This window comes from uncultured Acetobacterium sp. (assembly GCF_927416815.1).
Taxonomy (GTDB): domain Bacteria; phylum Bacillota; class Clostridia; order Eubacteriales; family Eubacteriaceae; genus Acetobacterium.
The window spans coordinates 1-18,018 of sequence record NZ_CAKMJU010000068.1 but is presented as its reverse complement, the minus strand read 5'-3'; the positions used below and the strand labels follow the sequence as shown (position 1 = coordinate 18,018).

The 18,018-nt window shown below is 46.3% G+C and carries 15 protein-coding genes, 1 pseudogene and 1 riboswitch; of the genes and pseudogenes, 7 read left to right on the top strand and 9 right to left on the bottom strand.

Annotated elements, in window-relative coordinates; all coding sequences use genetic code 11:
• Window positions 1-66 precede the first annotated feature (66 nt).
• From QZ998_RS10470 to QZ998_RS10450, 5 genes are all read left to right on the top strand, one after another.
• Complete coding sequence (locus tag QZ998_RS10470; protein ID WP_296560382.1) at window positions 67-546, top strand: DAK2 domain-containing protein; 480 nt, start codon at window positions 67-69, stop codon at window positions 544-546.
• Between the two features lie 50 nt (window positions 547-596).
• On the top strand, window positions 597-1,898 hold the full coding sequence (locus QZ998_RS10465; protein ID WP_296560381.1) for a DegV family protein: 1,302 nt from the start codon (window positions 597-599) through the stop codon (window positions 1,896-1,898).
• On the top strand, window positions 1,880-2,635 hold the full coding sequence (locus QZ998_RS10460) for a DUF1295 domain-containing protein (RefSeq protein ID WP_296560380.1): 756 nt from the start codon (window positions 1,880-1,882) through the stop codon (window positions 2,633-2,635). The genes QZ998_RS10465 and QZ998_RS10460 overlap by 19 nt, the downstream gene beginning before the upstream one ends.
• 11 nt (window positions 2,636-2,646) lie before the next feature.
• Window positions 2,647-3,066: a DUF2177 family protein gene (locus QZ998_RS10455; protein WP_296560378.1), complete on the top strand. Its 420-nt coding sequence runs from the start codon at window positions 2,647-2,649 to the stop codon at window positions 3,064-3,066.
• Window positions 3,067-4,081: 1,015 nt separating this feature from the next.
• Window positions 4,082-4,591, top strand: a complete 510-nt coding sequence (locus tag QZ998_RS10450; RefSeq protein WP_296560375.1) for a GGDEF domain-containing protein — start codon at window positions 4,082-4,084, stop codon at window positions 4,589-4,591.
• A 241-nt stretch (window positions 4,592-4,832) separates the two neighbouring features.
• Here QZ998_RS10450 and QZ998_RS10445 read toward each other — a convergent pair whose 3' ends face one another.
• From QZ998_RS10445 to QZ998_RS10410, 8 genes are all read right to left on the bottom strand, one after another.
• A complete protein-coding gene (locus QZ998_RS10445) occupies window positions 4,833-7,406 on the bottom strand; it encodes an HD domain-containing phosphohydrolase (protein WP_296560374.1) in 2,574 nt (857 codons plus the stop codon).
• Window positions 7,407-7,411: 5 nt separating this feature from the next.
• Complete coding sequence (locus QZ998_RS10440; RefSeq protein WP_296560371.1) at window positions 7,412-8,419, bottom strand: GGDEF domain-containing protein; 1,008 nt, start codon at window positions 8,417-8,419, stop codon at window positions 7,412-7,414.
• A 5-nt stretch (window positions 8,420-8,424) separates the two neighbouring features.
• Window positions 8,425-9,483, bottom strand: coding sequence for a cobalamin-dependent protein (locus tag QZ998_RS10435; protein WP_296560370.1), 1,059 nt, complete (start codon window positions 9,481-9,483; stop codon window positions 8,425-8,427).
• 57 nt (window positions 9,484-9,540) lie between these two features.
• Window positions 9,541-10,041, bottom strand: coding sequence for a hypothetical protein (locus QZ998_RS10430; RefSeq protein WP_296560369.1), 501 nt, complete (start codon window positions 10,039-10,041; stop codon window positions 9,541-9,543).
• A 44-nt stretch (window positions 10,042-10,085) separates the two neighbouring features.
• On the bottom strand, window positions 10,086-10,256 hold the full coding sequence (locus tag QZ998_RS10425; RefSeq protein WP_296560368.1) for a hypothetical protein: 171 nt from the start codon (window positions 10,254-10,256) through the stop codon (window positions 10,086-10,088).
• 158 nt (window positions 10,257-10,414) lie between these two features.
• Window positions 10,415-11,416, bottom strand: a complete 1,002-nt coding sequence (locus tag QZ998_RS10420; RefSeq protein ID WP_296560366.1) for a DUF3089 domain-containing protein — start codon at window positions 11,414-11,416, stop codon at window positions 10,415-10,417.
• Between the two features lie 91 nt (window positions 11,417-11,507).
• Window positions 11,508-11,876: an HsmA family protein gene (locus tag QZ998_RS10415; RefSeq protein WP_296560364.1), complete on the bottom strand. Its 369-nt coding sequence runs from the start codon at window positions 11,874-11,876 to the stop codon at window positions 11,508-11,510.
• Window positions 11,877-12,132: 256 nt separating this feature from the next.
• Window positions 12,133-14,382 (bottom strand): HD domain-containing phosphohydrolase, encoded by a 2,250-nt coding sequence (locus QZ998_RS10410; protein WP_296560362.1) that lies wholly within the window; start codon window positions 14,380-14,382, stop codon window positions 12,133-12,135.
• Between the two features lie 159 nt (window positions 14,383-14,541).
• A riboswitch (cyclic di-GMP riboswitch) is annotated at window positions 14,542-14,625 on the top strand.
• A gap of 170 nt (window positions 14,626-14,795) precedes the next feature.
• Between QZ998_RS10410 and QZ998_RS10405 the strand changes: the two genes are divergently transcribed.
• The gene (locus QZ998_RS10405; protein ID WP_296560359.1) at window positions 14,796-15,581 is read left to right on the top strand and encodes a PepSY domain-containing protein; all 786 of its coding nucleotides are present in this window, start codon (window positions 14,796-14,798) and stop codon (window positions 15,579-15,581) included.
• Window positions 15,582-15,973: 392 nt separating this feature from the next.
• Complete coding sequence (locus QZ998_RS10400) at window positions 15,974-17,383, top strand: trimethylamine methyltransferase family protein (RefSeq protein WP_296560358.1); 1,410 nt, start codon at window positions 15,974-15,976, stop codon at window positions 17,381-17,383.
• Window positions 17,384-17,598: 215 nt separating this feature from the next.
• Here QZ998_RS10400 and QZ998_RS10395 read toward each other — a convergent pair.
• Window positions 17,599-18,018: pseudogene (locus QZ998_RS10395) on the bottom strand (hypothetical protein); the annotation flags it as partial.

Below are 18,018 nucleotides of genomic sequence, written 5' to 3'. Positions count from 1 at the left end.
ACGAGTAATTCAGGTAGCGTTTAGTTGATCATGACAACTGATTCACATAGACAATGAGGTGACACAATGAATGAAGTGATTTTAACGCAGAAAATCAACGGAAATGACCTAATTGGATGGTTTAGTTGTGGCGCTGAAGAGGTTGGCTTGCATAATAAGCATCTCAACGAAATTAATGTCTTCCCGATTGCCGATGGCGACACCGGAACAAATCTGGTGACAACGTTAACAGCGATGGTTGAACTAGCCCACCGGAAGGATGCTTTCGGCGGGATGATGACCGCGATTTCAGAAGCCGGAATGGCTCATGCCAGGGGGAATTCAGGGATTATTTTCGCATCCTATATCAACGGCTTGGCAATGGAAAGTTCGGCCTATGATGAAATTGGCAAAAAAGAATTCTCACAGGCGGCCTTTAAAGCGGTCGACTATTTGTATGAGGCCATCGAAAACCCAGTTAAGGGCACGATGATTACGGTAATCAGCGACTGGCAGAATTTTTATTCGTTAATCATGAGAAATATCTGGGATTTGATGATTTTTTAGTTGCTGCTTATAAAATCGCCCGGGAATCGCTTGAAAAAACCACCCAGCAAATGGAAATATTACGCAAACATAACCTTGTTGATGCCGGAGCCCAGGGTTTTGTTAACTTTTTAAAGGGCATCAACCGCTTTTTTCTAAAAGAGCAAGTCGCAAGCAGCAGTGACCCCGTGATCAAGCAGCCTGTTTATTTCGATGACCAGGAACCGGGCGAAAAACAGTTTTGTAGCGAATTCTTGATCAAACTTAAGCCAGCAGCCTTGGATGCTGCGACGACTGTGACCGACCTAAAAAATGATCTGACCGCCCTGGGGGTTTCAATCATTGTCTTTTCCCAAGCTAATAAAATGAAGATCCATGTCCATACCGACCAACCCGATGCGGTGGTACAGAGACTCCTGCAGGATGGCACGATTATCCAACAAAAGATTGAAGACATGCGCTTTCAAAGAAATATCAAGATCAATCAGCGCGCAAAGATTGCCATTGTGACCGATTCGATTGCCGATTTGCCGGAGTCTTTCAAGCTTGAACATCAGATTCATACCCTATCTTTGGGTTTGATGTTTGGTGAAAACCCCTATTTCGATAAACAGACCATTAAGCTAAACCAGCTCGACGCCCTGATTAATGACGCTACGGGATATCCCACTAGCTCCCAGCCGGAACCGCGACGCGTCGCTAATCTGCTTGAGGAACTGGCCGAAAACTATGATTCGATCCTGTTCATTACGGTTTCAGACCAGTTGAGCGGCACCTTTAAAACGGTTAGCCGGGAAGCAAAAAAATTAGAAGAGCTAGGAAAAAAGATCACCGTCATCGACAGCCGCTTAAATTCAGGCGCCCAGGGACTGCTAGTGAAAAGGGCCGCCGAACTAGTCGCCCGTAACAAAAGCCATGAGGAGATTGTCACGGCACTAAAAGAGACCATCCCCAAGACCAAAATATATGTCTGCCTGGACACCCTGGACTATGCGGTAAGGGGTGGCCGAGTCAGCAACACGGTCGGCCGGGTTGGCAAAATGGTCGGTCTCCGCCCGATTATGACCTTAGATGAAAAAGGTGCCGGCGCTACTTTTAGTGCCGCTCTGAGCAAAGAAGGGATTACCAGAAAAATACTCAAGTTGGTGGAAAAAACAATGGCCACCAAGGGGATTGACGGCTACAGTATTGTCCATGCCGAGAACCTCGAGTTGGCCCTGGAATACCAGAAAAAGCTGGTTAAAATCGTTGGCAAAGAACCAGAATTCATCGCCGAAATTTCGTCAATCATCGCAATCAATTCGGTATTGGAACGGTTGCTGTCTGTATCAGATCAAATTAAGGAGGAAAACAAATGGACGTCATGCTGTTAATTTTTGTGTATTTTTTCATCTTTTTTATCGTGGGTACGCTCATCAAAAACAATTCAATTGTCGATATGGGCTGGGGTATCGGCTTTGTCATGGTCGCCTGGTTTGTCTTTTTAAGAAGCGAAAGTCAGCCCCTGCCACAAATCCTGATGACGCTTTTTGTGTCGATCTGGGGGCTGCGACTGTTCTACCATATCTTGAAAAGAAATCTCGGAAAACCGGAAGATTTCCGGTATGCAACCTGGCGCAAAGAGTGGGGTAAGTTTGTCATTCCCCGGGCTTTTTTACAGGTCTATATGCTGCAAGGGGTCTTCATGTTTCTGGTTTCCCTGGCGGTGATCCTGTTCCCGTCGCAGGTGAGTCAGGTGAGCCTGCCGGTGATGATTGTGGGCGCCTGCATCTGGATTCTGGGATTCTTTTTTGAGGCGGTTGGTGATTATCAACTAAAGGTCTTTATTGCTAATCCCGACAACCGTGGCAAAATCATGCAGACCGGTCTATGGCGGTTTACACGGCATCCTAATTATTTTGGTGAGGCGACCATGTGGTGGGGAATCTTCCTGATTGCCTTGAGCGGCGGCACCAGTCCGATTGCCATCATCAGCCCGATCACCATCACCTGTCTGCTATTATTTGTTTCGGGGATTCCGCTTTTGGAAAAATCGATGAAAACTAAACCGGGTTTTGAGGAATATGCCAGCAAAACCAGTATTTTTATTCCCTGGTTTCCCAAAAAATAGAAGGAGGATTTATGATGGAATCGTTATTTACATTGGCAAACTTCAAGCATTATTTCATCGCCCTGGCGGTTTTTCTGGTCATTGATATGGTCTGGCTGTTGGTCATTGCCAAGAACACTTACAGCAAATATCTAGGCTATCTGATGGCCCCTAACCCCAACCTCTGGGCGGCGTTGTTGTTCTATCTGATCTTTATCCTGGGACTGCTATTTTTTGTCATTGACCATGCCCTGACCAAGGCGAGCTGGCAATTCGCCCTTTTTGCCGGGATGTTTTTTGGTCTGGTCACCTACTCCACCTACGACCTGACCAATATGGCGACCATTAAAGACTGGCCGGCCTTCATCACCGTGATTGACCTGATCTGGGGCAGTGCAGTGAGCGGCGCAACCGCCATCATCAGTTATTTTCTGATAAAATTAGTCGGTTAAGCTAACCATCACAGGCCGGCCGGGGCTTGACCCATTTAGCTTGATCCCGATCGCCTGAAAGGAGTTTAATAAAGTTTATCGAACGAGGAGAATGCCTGACACGACGATACTCGTGTCAGGCATTCTCTACGTTAATTATAAGCAAATTATAAGTAAATTTCAGGCACGGTCGATTACAATTCATTACCTTAGGTTGTTCCGCCACAACTAAACCAGGCTGCTTATTTTCACATTTTAGCATGTTGTTATTGGTGTGACAAACAAAACATCTCCTTGTTCTTACGGATAATTTCATGGTATAATTCAAAAATGCGGCTACCACACATGTAAAAGTTGTCGCCCTGTTTCGATATTCGCACAAAAATCTATTTTCCGGATAAGACACTATGGAAGGAGCTGATAGCTTGAACTATTTTACCCTAATCATTCTACTCGAAATGCTGAGTGTCAATAGTTACACAACCTATTTATGCTCTCAAAAAAAGATGTCTGAAATCAAAACAATCATATCCATGACAATTATTACCCTTATCATTTCCGGGCTCTTCTTTCTGCTTTTTCTCAAACTCCCAATTCAATTGGATTTTAATGGTAAAGGCATTTTTTTCTATGCGGTTTTTTCTATGCACTGCCTTTGAAATATCTGTTTGACCAGTCTTTAAAAGACACGATCATTATTATGTCCTCCTCATGGATCTATACGGTTTTTGTATTCTCATTTTCAGTTCAGGTGGGGTATTTATTTCCATTCAGGTGGTTAGGTTTATCCGTTACTATTGTTCAAACCCTTTTCTATCTGATCAGCCTTCCTTATTATTTGAAGTTTGTAACGAAAACATTTATTTACATTCTTAATAATATCGAAACGCGCATGAAAAATTCACTCTTACTTATTAGCCTGTCATGGTTTTTCACTATTTTTCTTGTGAATTATATCTTTATTGAGGGCAGTTCTCATCAATTGAAGTTTATCATGTTGTTGATCATTATATTGAATGCGATCTTATCTTATCAGATGGTTTATAAGTTAGTGTTCACTCAGCATAAAGCTGAAACCTTAAGTCAAATAACAAAAATTGATGCCTTGACTCAGTTGAAGAACCGCGAAGGATTATACGATGATGCTCAGAATGAAATTGCTAATGAAACCCCATTTTCGCTGATTTTTTTGGATTTGGATGATTTCAAATCGATCAATGATCTTTACGGCCACGCTGCCGGGGATGCCTATCTGATTGCGTTTGCCAGATCAGTCAGCGAATACTTAAAACCAAACGAGGGTCTTTATCGACTCCATGGTGATGAATTCGTTATCCTGTCAAAATCTCTTGAGATCGAGCCCTTTTGCCGACAACTGGAGAAATTTAATTGTGCCACCAACTTGGAAGGCCTTGATTTTAAAGGGCTTAGCTTTGGATATGCCACTTTCCCTACCGATGCGCGTAAGCTCAGTGATCTATTACATCTGGCCGATTTAAAAATGTATGAAACAAAAAACAGAAAGCGCAATCGAACAAGTTCATAATGCACTTTCTGTTTTTTGCTATTTGATGTTGCATCTCACTATTTAGACCAATTCTTTTTATGTAAAATATCAGGGGCACGGTTCTTTTGCTAAATTATAAAGGCTCAATGACTCTGAAAAAGTCGAACTCCAGTACCCCGTCCCCTTCCGGACCCGCTAGGTTTATCTTGATGCCGATGGTCTGAAACGGGTTTAATAAACTTTACTGAAATGGAGTGTGTCATAAGTTTATAAGTTAATGTCAGGCACGTTTCCACACAGGATCAAAATGGGTGCCGGCGCATTTTTTCAGCTCGGCCACCGCGGCGGCTTTACTTAACGGGTCACGGTAGGTTCTTTTTTCAGTCATTGCGTCATAGGCATCGCTGATGGCGATGATCCTGGCCATTAAGGGGATTTCGGAGCCGGTTAAGCCCTTGGGATAACCGCTGCCGTCATAGCGTTCATGATGGGAGCGGACAATCTCGGCAATATCCGCATACTCCCGGGTGGTGGCGAGAATTTCGGCGCTTTTGGCTGGGTGCAGCTTCATGATTTCCCACTCCAGTGGATTGAGCCGGCCGGGTTTATTAAGAATCGCTTCGTCGATACCAATTTTTCCGATATCATGGAGGTAGCCGGCAACCCGCACCTTATCCAGCTGTGATTTATTTAAATTCAGTTTCTCCGCCGTTTTTTCGCACAGTTTCCCGACCCGTTCCGAATGCCTTTTCTCCCGCTCACTCTTGATAAACAAGGTCTGCATGATCACATCAATGGTTTTGCTTCGGATACTCTTTTGATTGTAATACTTACGGTTGTTCATATGGGCTTCGGCTTCATCATAAATCTGATCTAAGGGGTCTTTCTTGTTTCTTTGAATGCCATAACCCCAGGAGACATCAACCCGTTTATATTTTTCCAGGTTCATAAAATCATTGACCGTCTGATGATTCAGCTTGTCCAAGTATTGCCGGATTTCTGTTTCATGTTTGCCGGATACGAGGATGGCAAAATCATCGCCGCCAATCCGGGCGAGGGTATCCCGATCATTGATCCGGGCTTTGATGCGCTGGGCAATCTTGACCAAGAGCTGATCGCCTTCTAAATGGCCATAGTCGACATTAAAGCCTTTAAAGGCATCGATATTGCCCCGCAGGATTGCAATTGGAAATTCACCGCGATCGACGCGGCGTTTGAATTCTGCTTCAAAATAGCGACGGTTATAGACGCCGGTCAGGTAATCGTGGTAGGCTAAAAATTCATTTTGTTTGGCGATCTCTTCTCTTTCAGTCACGTCGAAGATGATCGAGAAAAGCACTTTCTGCTCATCGTAGTCGATGGGACTGCTATATACATCAACCATTCTGATCGCACCACTTTGTAACCGGTGGGGGAAGGTAAAATATTTATGGCCTTTATTGAGAACCTGCATCCGCAAGGCCTGCAATGCCAGTTTGTCCAGGGTATTAATGTCCTGAATGGTCATGCTTAGCAGTTCCTGCTTGGTATAGCCGTAAAAGTGGCTGGCGGCGGTGTTGGCCTCGATGATTTGACCCGATTCCGGTTCGATCAGCAGCATCACCGCTTCGTGATTATTGATCATCGACTGGGTCCGCTCCAGCGCCCGCTTTAGGGCCGCTTCGGTTGCTTTGCGTTTGCTAATATCGTCAATCAGACATAAATGCATGCTGTGCGGATAAGGTAGACCCCGCAGCGGGGCAATCTTCATGTTGGTCCAGACACTCGATCCGTCCGGTCTGATAAAGCGCTTTTCCATGGAGTAACCAGGAATTTCACCCCGGTAGAACAAATCAAATTTCTCCAGATCCTCCTGGAGATCATCGGGATGGGTAATTTCGGGCCATTTCAGTTGCTCCAGGTCGGCGCTGGTTCGTGCCACAATCTTTTCAAACATCGGATTGATATTAGCACTGCCCAGTTGCGACTGGGATAAAAAGCTTTTATCCTCGACGACAGCAATCCCGACCGGGGTTTGATCAAAGACATTGTGATAGAGGGCTTCATCCAAAGCGGTTTTATGGGCCAGTTTTCTAATATTATGGTTCTGAAAGGCAATATAGAGCAGTGCCGAAAAAAGGATCCAGGTCACAAAAACAATGATCAGATCTGGTACCATCTTCTGCCAGAGCTTGGCATTCCACTCCGCCGCCGTATAGTCCAGTCCAAAGACCGCCAAGGTTTCGCCGCTGCGGGGATCGTTTACCGGCACGAGAACACTGATCCAGGTGCCCCAGCGATCGGTTGAGGGCTGGCTCAGCACCGTCTGACCAGAATCGAAAACATCCCATAGGACGGCATCCGCTTCATCATAAACCTGTCCCGGCGGCGAGTAGTCCGGCGAATCTGGTGGCTCGGAATCAACTAGGAAGATAATCTGACCCTCTTTTTCCTCCATCAGGTAAGCAAAATGAAAGGGATTGGTGACTGCAACCAGGTCAATAAGACTTTTTTTGATCATCTTGTAATCGGGACTGTCAAGATCCCCGGCGGCGCCGGAGAGGTTGGCAACATGCTCGACATGCAGCTGTGATTCCACCGATTGCCCCAATTGAATGGCCTCGTTGGCCGCCATCTGCTGATAGCGATGCCATTTAAAGCCCAAATATAAGCCGCTTAAGCCGAGCACAAAAACGGTCAACAAGGCAACCCCCAAAATCATTTGTTTTTTGGTGAAGCTATTTTTAAAGCGATTGTTTCTGACGGTTTTTGAGCCAGCGTTTTGATTATTGAGCAGCTTCATCTTTTGGTTCCTTTCTTGAGGATCGGCTTCGCCGTGGTGGCCGTTTTTTGAGCTGTCCTTTAGCGGCCGCATAACAACTATCCCTTTGTGTCCATTAAAGCCTTGATTTTATTTTTATGGGCATACATCCTGACATCGGCTTCTTTTAAAACCAGTTCCACCTCATCATTGCTACCACCAATAAAACTGACGCTCCCATGGGCTAAAGAGGCAATCTCCGTATGCTTACTAAATTCACAATCCAACCGTGCTAAAATGCTCTCAGCGGTGGCTTCTTCGCAATGGGTCAGCAGCAGCACAAATTCATCACCACCAACCCGAAAGGGATAATCCAACCCGGCCCGGATATTTGCTTGGCATAATTCAGCAAATTTTTTCAGGAGCCGATCCCCCTCCTGATGGCCAAGGCGATCATTGACTTGCTTAAAATTATTAATATCGATCATCACCAGCGAGATGGAGTATTGAAAGCGTTGGGCCCGGGTGATTTCTTCGGCGTACTTGGTGTAAAGATAGCGCTTGTTGTATAAGTTCGTCAGCGGATCCCGGATCGTCAATTCTTCAAGTTTAAGATTGAGCTGATTGAGTTGGATATTCTTTTTTGACAGTTCTCTCTGCACATTCGTCAATTCGTTATTAAGACGACTGATTTCATCGTAAAACTTATATTCGTTATTGTCTGCGGACTGCTGCTTAAGGCTATTCTTTTTAAGTTCCTGGCGAAAAAGATTGACCTGTTCGTTATTGATCTCCATCATTTCATCGTACAAGGGAAACCCGCCCAACCGCGATGAAGCAAGAATAATCAACTCCTGCTCGTCATAAGAACCGGAAAAAATCAAGGTTTCAACCGTCTGATTGCAAACAAAATTGATCTCATAATTGGTGATACGCTTAATTTCTTTGACTTCTGAAAAAAACGACAAGGCCTTTGCCAGACTTTCCACCTGAACATTCTTAAAAAAATATTCCCCTTCTTCAAAAAGATTACAAAACTTAGCATTCTGATAGAGAATGCTCTTGACAACACCCTCTGAATTACAGGCTAAAATAATATCCTGGATCGTTTGTGACTGATCACCCATCGCCCTCAACTCCTTTTGGCTAGATCATAAGCCAGTAGCACCGCTGTTTCCGAATCAGCTGCATAACCATCGGCGCCAACATGTTTCCAGAGATTCCCATCAATATTAAAGGGATAGCCGCCGACCATGATTTTTATGTCTTGACCCCCTTCGACTGTTCTGATCTGGTCAATTAAAGCTTTGACTTCCGACACATGAAAGGTCATCGTCGCTGAGATGGCCAAAATATCGGCCTGCTCTTGGTTAATGGCGCTGATAATGCTTGCGGTGGGAACGTTTGCCCCAAGATAATAGGTGTTTAAGCCCGATAATTCCATCAGATCGGTTACCATCCGCAAACCGATTTCGTGGAGTTCTTTACCCACGCAGGTTGCCAGAACCGTGATGCCTTGATTGGGAACGGTAAAAATATACGGATACAGCTGGGCCATGATGAATTGCGAAGCCGCCGTGCAATAATGTTCCTGGGCCACCGTAATCTGGTCGATTTGCCAGAGCCGGCCAATTTCATACTGGGTATTTTGAAACACCTGAAGATAAATTTCCTTGATTGGAATGCCGCTTTTGACCGCCGCCTGGATCATTTCATTGGCTTGATGGCGGTCGCCAGTCAACAAGGCCGCCAGATAGCGTTTGGCCAGCTCGGTATGGGCAAGACCTGCTTTTAGAAAGGTTTCAGTGTGAACCTCTGTGATTTCAAGCTTTTGAAGTCCGTCATTGATAATCGGGGCAATATCCTGTTCGTAGTCTGCGCAATAAAGACCCCTGAGGGTATCTGCCAGATAATGGATACTCATTTTGAGATCTTCCGGCGGGAGACCCAGGTTATCCAGGATTTCCTTTAGCCAAAGCAGGTAATTAGCAAATAAAACGGGGCTTTTTGCGGATACCGCTTCAATTAGAAACTGGATATGATAACGGATATCCTGTTGGGTTTTGTCCAGCTGGCGGGCTGAATAGCGCTTCATTAACTCGGGCATCTTGGCCATTTGCAGCTCAAATGTGTTTGTCGCGATCAGTTCGCGATCGGTCTTTATTTTTTGTGATAACAGTGTACTTTCCATCATGGACCTGCCTTTCATAAAATAAATTGTCATTTTGCAGGACTGTCGTTTGCCAACCTAGACCATCATTCTGCTGCCGAATTTCCAGATCGCAGAAATTTGAATCAGGCTGATTAACAGGCCTTCACACAGCAACAGCAAACTGTAAGCGATCAAATTGCCACCCAGCATCCGGATCAGCATAAAATTTATCTGGGTCCCGAAGATAAAATCGGTCATCGTCAGTGCGATAAAGAAGCTGACGCCAATAGCCACCGTCAGTAGCGCAACTGATAAAAGCCAGCCATAGCTTTTTATATTGAGCCATATTAACAGCAAAGCGATGCTGCAATAGGCCAAAACAAAGATGATTTGGACTTTGAAAAAAATAAAACAAAATAACATCGCGGCAATCGTGACTGCTATAAACTCCCGGCTTTTTAGCTTAAACAAACCGAAATATAAAACAAGCGGGATAAATAAAGCATTTAGAATATTAGTGGTGCCTTTAAAAATTGAAAAGCAAATAAAAATCAGTGTCAATGTCATCGCTGCCCGGGTGATTGTCTTGGTCTTCATCAGCCACACGCTCCTTTTTTTCAGCCTTAAGCTTGCCGTTTTTGCTATCCAAATGCCGCTGCCCCGGGCGTTGCTAAGGCCGTCAGCCCGGCTTTTTTCGGCATCCGTTTTTCACGCTTGACAAAAATGCCCAATTCATTAAGCAGATATTCTGAGACAATCACGGGCTTTTCCCCCGCCGGGCTGGTTGATCTGATCCAAGTCAATGGTTTCATATCTTCTCCTTTAGATCGCTCAATGCGATTATCAGCGCATATTAGAATGAGTTTCTACACCAGAAACGGTTGCGCAATGGTAAGTCTGCCAGCTACTTGCTATTGTCGATTATTAATAACGGTATGACAAGCGATTAAATAAGTTTTACTCCTCTACCTCACTGTTTCTCTAAATACTTGTCGCTGCGGTTCTCGGCGTTTTGGCGCAGGTTGAAATAATAAAAGGGATAATCAAAGGTATGATAGACGCCTTTGCCAAAGGTGGCACTGCCGGGCGAATAGAGATCGACATTAACGGTGCTGCAGATCAGGGCGCCCTTGTCCAGATCAATCTGAGCATCGGCAAAATTCATCACCGGTTCAATGATTCCTTCGGCATTGCGTTTGGCCGAACCATCTTTATTGATCCCGATCGACCCTAAGTTTTCGGCGGCGGTGGCCAGGGTTTCGTCACGTTTCCAGTTGATCGGATTGATCGCCAGAGCGCCGGCGGTGATGACCGGGTTGCCCGGGGCTAAAACCTCGGGGGCTTCGGTATTATAAGAAACAATGACGCCGGTATCATCGGAGCCCTCGGCAAATTTCAAATGGGGATTGGCGCTCAGGTAATCTTCGGTGACAGTATAGCCGACCACATAGGCCACGACCATCCGTTTGTAGACATCAGGATGGTCTTTTAAATAGCCCGACAAGAGGTTGCTGGTAACGTCGGCACCCTGAGAATGACCAACCAGGATAAAGGGTCGGCCGTTGTTATAGTGTTTGATGTAGTACTCAAAGGCCGCGGTAGCATCCGTGGTCGGAATCCCGGCGATGGTTTCCTCCCGATCGACCGGTGACAGGTTATCCTGGCGGTAGAACGGCGCATAGATATTGGCGACCGTTTCAAAGGCCGTCGCCTGGCGGTCATAAGCCAGTTTGGCGTTGGCCATCATGCCGGCGTCATCAATGGTGCTGATGCTGGGATTGGTTTGATCGGCTGGCGCGTAGGTGGTGGGATAGAGATAAAAGACATCGACCGCCTTGTCGGTGCTGCTGGGGATATTGAGCCAATGCTCAGCTTTTGAGTAATCGGTGACATCTTTCGGGGCCCCACATCCCGACAGAACCAGACCCAGACCGACAACCACCACCAACAAAGCGATGTTTTTTCTTTTCATTTCTCATTTCTCCTTTAACCCCTTTCAGGTTGCTGATTTTATTATACCCGATCAGCCGGGTTAAATCACAGCTTTTTTAACCTGATGGCGGTTAGAACGCCACCCCAAAAATCGCCCCGGAAACAAAGGGGATCAGCCAGATCAACCAGACGATCAGACTCAATTTATGAAAGCTGGCCCGGGCTTTCTGATCATTCCTGACCAGAACCACCGTGGCCCAAACCGCATGAAAGAGCATCAGCAGAATCGCCAGCAGGCCGGTCAGGCCATGAAAGCTCAACAGCGTGACGCCGCCTGCCAGTTCGCCCATCAGCATGGTGCCGGTGGTATCACACGCCAAACCAAGATAAAACACGACCAGATGCCACACCTTTAGCTGGCCCTGAAGCTTCTCAGCCCAGACCCCGATTGAATAGAACACCAGCGCCAGGGTAATGGCGGTGCTTGCATAAATTAACATTATAAATCCTCCTGATTTTTAGACTTTGATAAAATAAACCGACCCAGTATCTGAACATTGTTCATTTGACAATAAAAATAAAATCACATCGACGTGACATGATTTATTTTAGCAGCTCTTTCAGAAACAACTCAAACGATTGATACCGAAAAAGTGGTTGCTTGAACATTCAGCTCGGGGTGTCTATATTATCCCGTCAATTTTTGATTTCATAAGTCACCTCTTTTTCTTTGTAATGGTTTCGGTATTTCGGCAATCACCAGTGGGACAGCTGGTTAATGAAACGGTCTACCAGCCGGGGATCAAACTGGCTGCCGGCCTGCTCCCGCAATTCCCGGATGGCCTCTTCATGGGAGCGGGCGGGCTGGTAAACCTGATCATGGGTCATCACGTCATAGGCATCGACGACGGCCAGAATCCGACTGTTAAGCGGGATCTTTTCACCGCTGAGGCCGGCCGGATAGCCGCTGCCGTCCCATTTCTCATGATGATGGAGGATTTCCTCCGTCACCACATGGAGTTCCGGCACATTGGTGGCGATCCGATAGCCGATTTCCGAATGGGTTTGCATGATCTGCCATTCTTCCTCCGTCAGGCGGCCGGGCTTGCCGAGAATGTGATCGGGAATCCCCACCTTGCCGATATCATGGAGCATGGTCAGCAGGATCAGGCGGTTCTTGGCTTCGACGTTGAGAGCCAACAGCTCGGCCAGCTTCATGACGTGATCGGACAAGCGCATGGTATGAGCCTTGGTTTCGGCCTTTTTTTCATCGAGGGCTGCCAGCAGGGCGTTAATGGTGGTGCCCCGCATGCTTTTGCTTTCTAACAGCTTGATCTGATACATCATTTCCTCGGCTTTTTTGAGGACTGCCCCGGGTTCATCATCACGGCTCTTTTTAAGCGCCATCCCAAAGGAAACGCTGGCTTCAATGGTGCCGTTAATGCAAATGTCCTTTAGCTGTTCCTTGATCCCTTTGACCAGCCTTTCGGCATCCTTGAGATCCGACCCCGGCATCACAATCATGAATTCATCGCCGCCCCAGCGGATCACCTGATTGCGGGCACCAGCCACAAGCTTGAGGGTTTTGGCAATCGACTGGAGCAGCAGATCCCCGATGGTATGGCCAAAAACATCGTTGGTCATCTTCAGGCCGTTGATGTCGCCCATCACAAAGGCCATCGGATGGATCAGCTTGATCGCCTTCTGACTAAAATACTGCTCATAAAAGCGCCGATTGTAAAGGCCGGTCAGGGCATCGTGGTAGCTTAAGTATTCAATTCGGCGTTTCTTTTCCCGGGATAAGGTAATATCCCGAAAGACCATCACCACGCCGTCGATGCTGCCGTTTTTGGCACGGATCGGGGCGAGGCTGGTTTCGATCGGAATCATCAGGCCATCCTTGTTAAACAGCACCGTGGGCGCCGTGATTTGCTGGCCCTGGCCGTCCTCAAGAACCTGAGCCACCAGCCCGGTCAGGGGCTCCCGGGTATATTCATGACAGATCGGGAAAATCACCTCAAAGGGTTTGCCCAGTACATCCAAAAGCTGCCAGCCGCTGGCCAGCTCGGCCGCCGGATTGAGGTAGCTGATGTTAGCCGCGGCATCGGTGGCAATCACCCCATCTTGGATGGCATCCATGACGGTTTTCTGGAGCTCCTTTTGCCGATAAAGGGCGGCGGCATTTTGTTCCCGTTCGGTGGCATCGGTGATGACCGAAAAAAGATACTGCTGGTCGTCAATCTCCAGGAGGCTGGCGTGGACATCGACCATCCGGATGGCGCCGCTTTTCAGCCGGTGGGGAAACAGCAAGGACGACTGCCGCTGATCATCAACCGCCGCCTCAGACAGGGTGCTGAGCTGGTCAATGGTCATGGTCTTGAGCTCCTCCAGGGAATAGCCATAAAAGGCCAGAGCCGCCGGGTTGGCATCGACAATGCGCCCCGACTCCGGTTCGAGCAACAGCATGGTGGCGGTGTGGGTCTGAAACATCTGGTCAAAGCGGGTCGTGGCCAGCTGGTTTTTAGCCATCCAGTCCTTAAGCACTTTGGTGTTCAACTCGGTCACCACGATAAAGTCCTGCCCGTCATTTTCAACCGGAGTCATCCGACACATCCGCTCCCTGATTTCGCCATTCCAGCAGGCCGTGCCCTTAAAAAGAATGGTTTCCCCACTTTCCCGGCAATAGTCGGCGTTTTTTTCGTAGACCTGATAATAGGCTTCCCCGAGCACCGTTTTTAAATGCTGATTGCGAATCGCTTTCTGGCCGAAACCGGTCATTTTTTCGTGCTCCCAGTTGTTATAACAATAGACCCAGCCGCCCGCGGTTTTAACCAGCAGCGCCATCGCCTCGGAATTACACTCCACCATCATCTCCTGATAATCCGCTTCGCCCAGCCGTCTCCGCCAGGCTTTCTTGACTTTCGGGGCCATGGTCGCTTGCTGGCTTTCGGTGTTTTTCTTCTTGGCAATCCGTTTCCACAAAAAGTTCCGGTCATTCTGTTTCATATTTTTTCCTCTTTCTCCAACCGCTTTTGGATTCCGATGATTCTGATATGACACTATATACCCCGGTTTGCCGGTTTCTATCGTTTGGGGTCGGCACGGGTTCCTCATAATTAATATTTAGTTTGACAAAAACAGAAAATTGTAATATTATGATGATAATTAAATATTTGGCAAACTTATCGAAAGGTAGGGACGCAAAGCTAGAGGGTCTAAGTAATTTTTATATGACAGCCAGTTGCAAATCATAGCACCCGTTTATGGTGTTTTTGTGCAACGTGTCATGACGTTGTTTTTTTATTGCCAAATATTAATGCTGGATTAGGTTTTAAATAGGTCATTGCGAAAGTGCCCTGGGCTTTACATCGAGCTTCGCAAGCGCCTGTCATTTTAAAAAATAAAAGGAGATCAACACGATGAAAAAACGATTAGTCACGTTTGTTTTAAGCGGCTTGTTAGCATTTAGCACCACCGGGATGGTGTTTGCTGAAACGGAAGCTGTGGCGAACCCGGTTACGCCAGATCCACCGCTTGTTGCGGAAGAGCCCCAATCTGGCGTCCTCACCATTGGCGCAGCCATCGAAATTGCTTTAGAAGCGGTGCCCCAAGGCTCGGTAGTTTCCATTAAACTTGGCAAACAGCATGCTGTAAAAGTGTACCAGATTCAGGTTAAGTACGGCGCAGTGATGCATATGGTAAAAATTGATGCGATAACCGGTGCCGTGTTAAAACTCGAATCGGAAAACGAACCTGAGACAGCTGATCCAGTAACAGATCCGGCAACTGATCCAGTAACCGATCCAGTAACTGATCCAGCTACCGACCCAATAACCGACCCAATAACCGATCCAGTAACTGATCCAGTAACCGATCCAGTAACCGATCCGACAACCGCAAAACCCGCAGTGGTTCTGCCAGCCGTTTCATTTGAAAACGCCGTACAGATTGCCCTGGATTCGGTAAGTAACGGCGCATTTGTTTCGATCCGATTGGGGGCAGACAACGATGTGATGGTTTACAAGGTTATTATTCAAACCGGTAAAAAAGCGAATCCGATAAAAATTGATGCGACCACCGGCGACATTTTAAAAGCAGCCAATGACAAGCATGCTAAAAAGCCGGTCATTGAAAAAACAAAAGATAAAGCCATTGACCAAAGCAATCAAGCACCTGCAAAACCTAAAGGAAACAGCAAAAAATAAGACCGGATGACTTGATTTAGAACCACGCCGCCGTTCTTGATGATCAGCAACAACAGGTAGGCCGGCCAGTACCCCCGTGGCTACTGGCCGATCGCCTGTTTTTTTGTCCCCTATTTTAATTTGCAGCGGCTTGGCGACTTCCAAAAAGGTCAAGATTCGGTACACCGTCGCCGCTCCCTTGTGGCCTCGACAGGTTCTGTCAGGCACGGGTTCCTTCTGTTAAGACATGACACCGCTAGCAAAAGACCAACATACTTAATAAGAGCTTGACTGGTTTGTTAATTCCATGCTAAAATTTTTTCATAATAACTTAGGGGAAATAACAAACGCATCGTAAATACCATCGATAAAATAACAATCGTTTAAAAAATATATCGATTAAGGAGAAAAACATGCCAAGATTATTAGATGCTAACACAATTGGAGAGATTCATAAGTATATCAGAGACATTCTCGAAAATATTGGGATCGCTTTTGGTACTGAAAAGGCGTTAGACCTATTTAAAAAGCACGGTGCAAAAGTAGAGGGAGACCGCGTTTTTATTTCTAACGAACTCTTGGAAAAAGCGCTGAGTAGCTTGCCAAAATATGATTATACTGATCTTACCCCACAGCGAATTACTGCAACCAGCCCTTTTGGTAACGTCCCGATAATTTATAATAACGAGTCAAAAAATTACCAAAAAGGAACGATTGACGATGTTATCAAAATGTATCAATTGACCCAAACTTCAGATTTGTACGAGTGTGCTAATCCCAGTGTGGTCGAACCAGAAGGAAATGATACGGAGGATCAATATATTGGACAAATTGCCATGCTCCTTAAATACAGTGATAAATGGATTTCCAATGGAATGAGGGCGACCGCTGGTAACTCAAAAAATGGCGATATCTATCAAAGCATGAGAGGTGCCTTCCAATTGGTCAAGAAATTCCATGATAAATGGGATGAGCCGATAATGGGACAAGGACTTTGCCCCATGTCCCCATTAGCTTATGATTATGAATGCTTAGAAAATTTAGATGCAACAATTGACGAAAAACAGAATATCGTCATCTGCCCCTGTACCTTAACAAACTTAACTGGACCACCTAGTTTGCTTGGCCTTGCCATTCATGACCTTGCCCTTTCTTTTGCCGGAATTGTGTATGCCCAGCTTCTCTCTCCCGGCATTGATGTGACGCTCTGTCCATGTTCCGCCTCAACCGATATGAGAAGTGTCCAGCCAGCCTACGGAACAGCTGAAACCGTTTACATCTCGACGATTTTTTATGAGTTTTGCAAAGAATTAAAGATCGGCTGTACAATGGTTGGCAGTTTAGCGGATTCGGCCAAGGTCGATTATCAGGCCGGTGTTGAAAGTTTACTGACCACCATACTCCCTTACTATATTACCGATATTGATACCGTTTGGTGTTATCCCGGTCATATGTCGGCATGGTATTGTGGTAGCTTTGAAAAGTTAATTCTAGATGAAGAAATGATGCGAAATGTTAATCGCTCCTTGCAAGGCGTTAACTTAAAGGTCGACTCAAAATATATGCAAAACCTGAAAACTGCACAAGAAAAAAATACCTTCTTGAGCGGTCGAACGCCTAAGAATTATCGAGATGAACATTACTTAAGTGAAATTTTTAGTAAGTATGGCGTTTCTGATGATATGAGTCCCGAGAAGACCGATGTTGACTTGATCGTTAAAAACGAATTAGCCAACCGCATTGAACGTTATCAATTACCAGATCTTACCGCTACCCAGAAAAACATCCTTCAACCTTATTTGCCTAGTAAATGTAAATTTTAATTGATAACGTGTAAGTGCCTCAAAAGATGACGTATCGCATGCTTGATCCAAACCTGCTATGCTGATCACATCATTTTGAGGCACTTTTGAATATCAAGGGGACGGTTCTTTTGATAAATTATAAAGGCTCAATGACTTTGAAAAAGTCAAACTCCAGTACCCTAACCCTTCCGGGCCCGCCAAGTTTATCTTGACCCGGATGGGCTGTCGCGAGTTTAGTCATCATCATCCCGGCCTTCGGTGCAGAGCTCGTCCAGGTAGCCGTCATCGATGGCGGAATCCCGATTTTTATAAGGGACCGACCGGCTCCGACCCATTTTATAATACCGACAGGATTTGGGCCCGTAACAATAGGTTTCAAAGCGATATTTCTTAATATCACGATCAAAGTCCCATTGGATTTCAACATTGGCCATGGCTGCCCAGTAGCAGGTCAAACACTTCCCCTGCCAGGCGCTTTTGCTGAGCATCCGGGCGCCCCGTTCTTCGTAGGTTTGCAGCTCCGGCAGCGCTCCCGTCCAGGGTGCTGCAGTCTGTTTTAAATCACGTTCGCAGTCGATTATTTTCAAGGAACCCGCCCGATAATAGTCGGCAAATTCCCGTTCCGGGTACTTTTTCGTCCAGCCGCTGCCGGC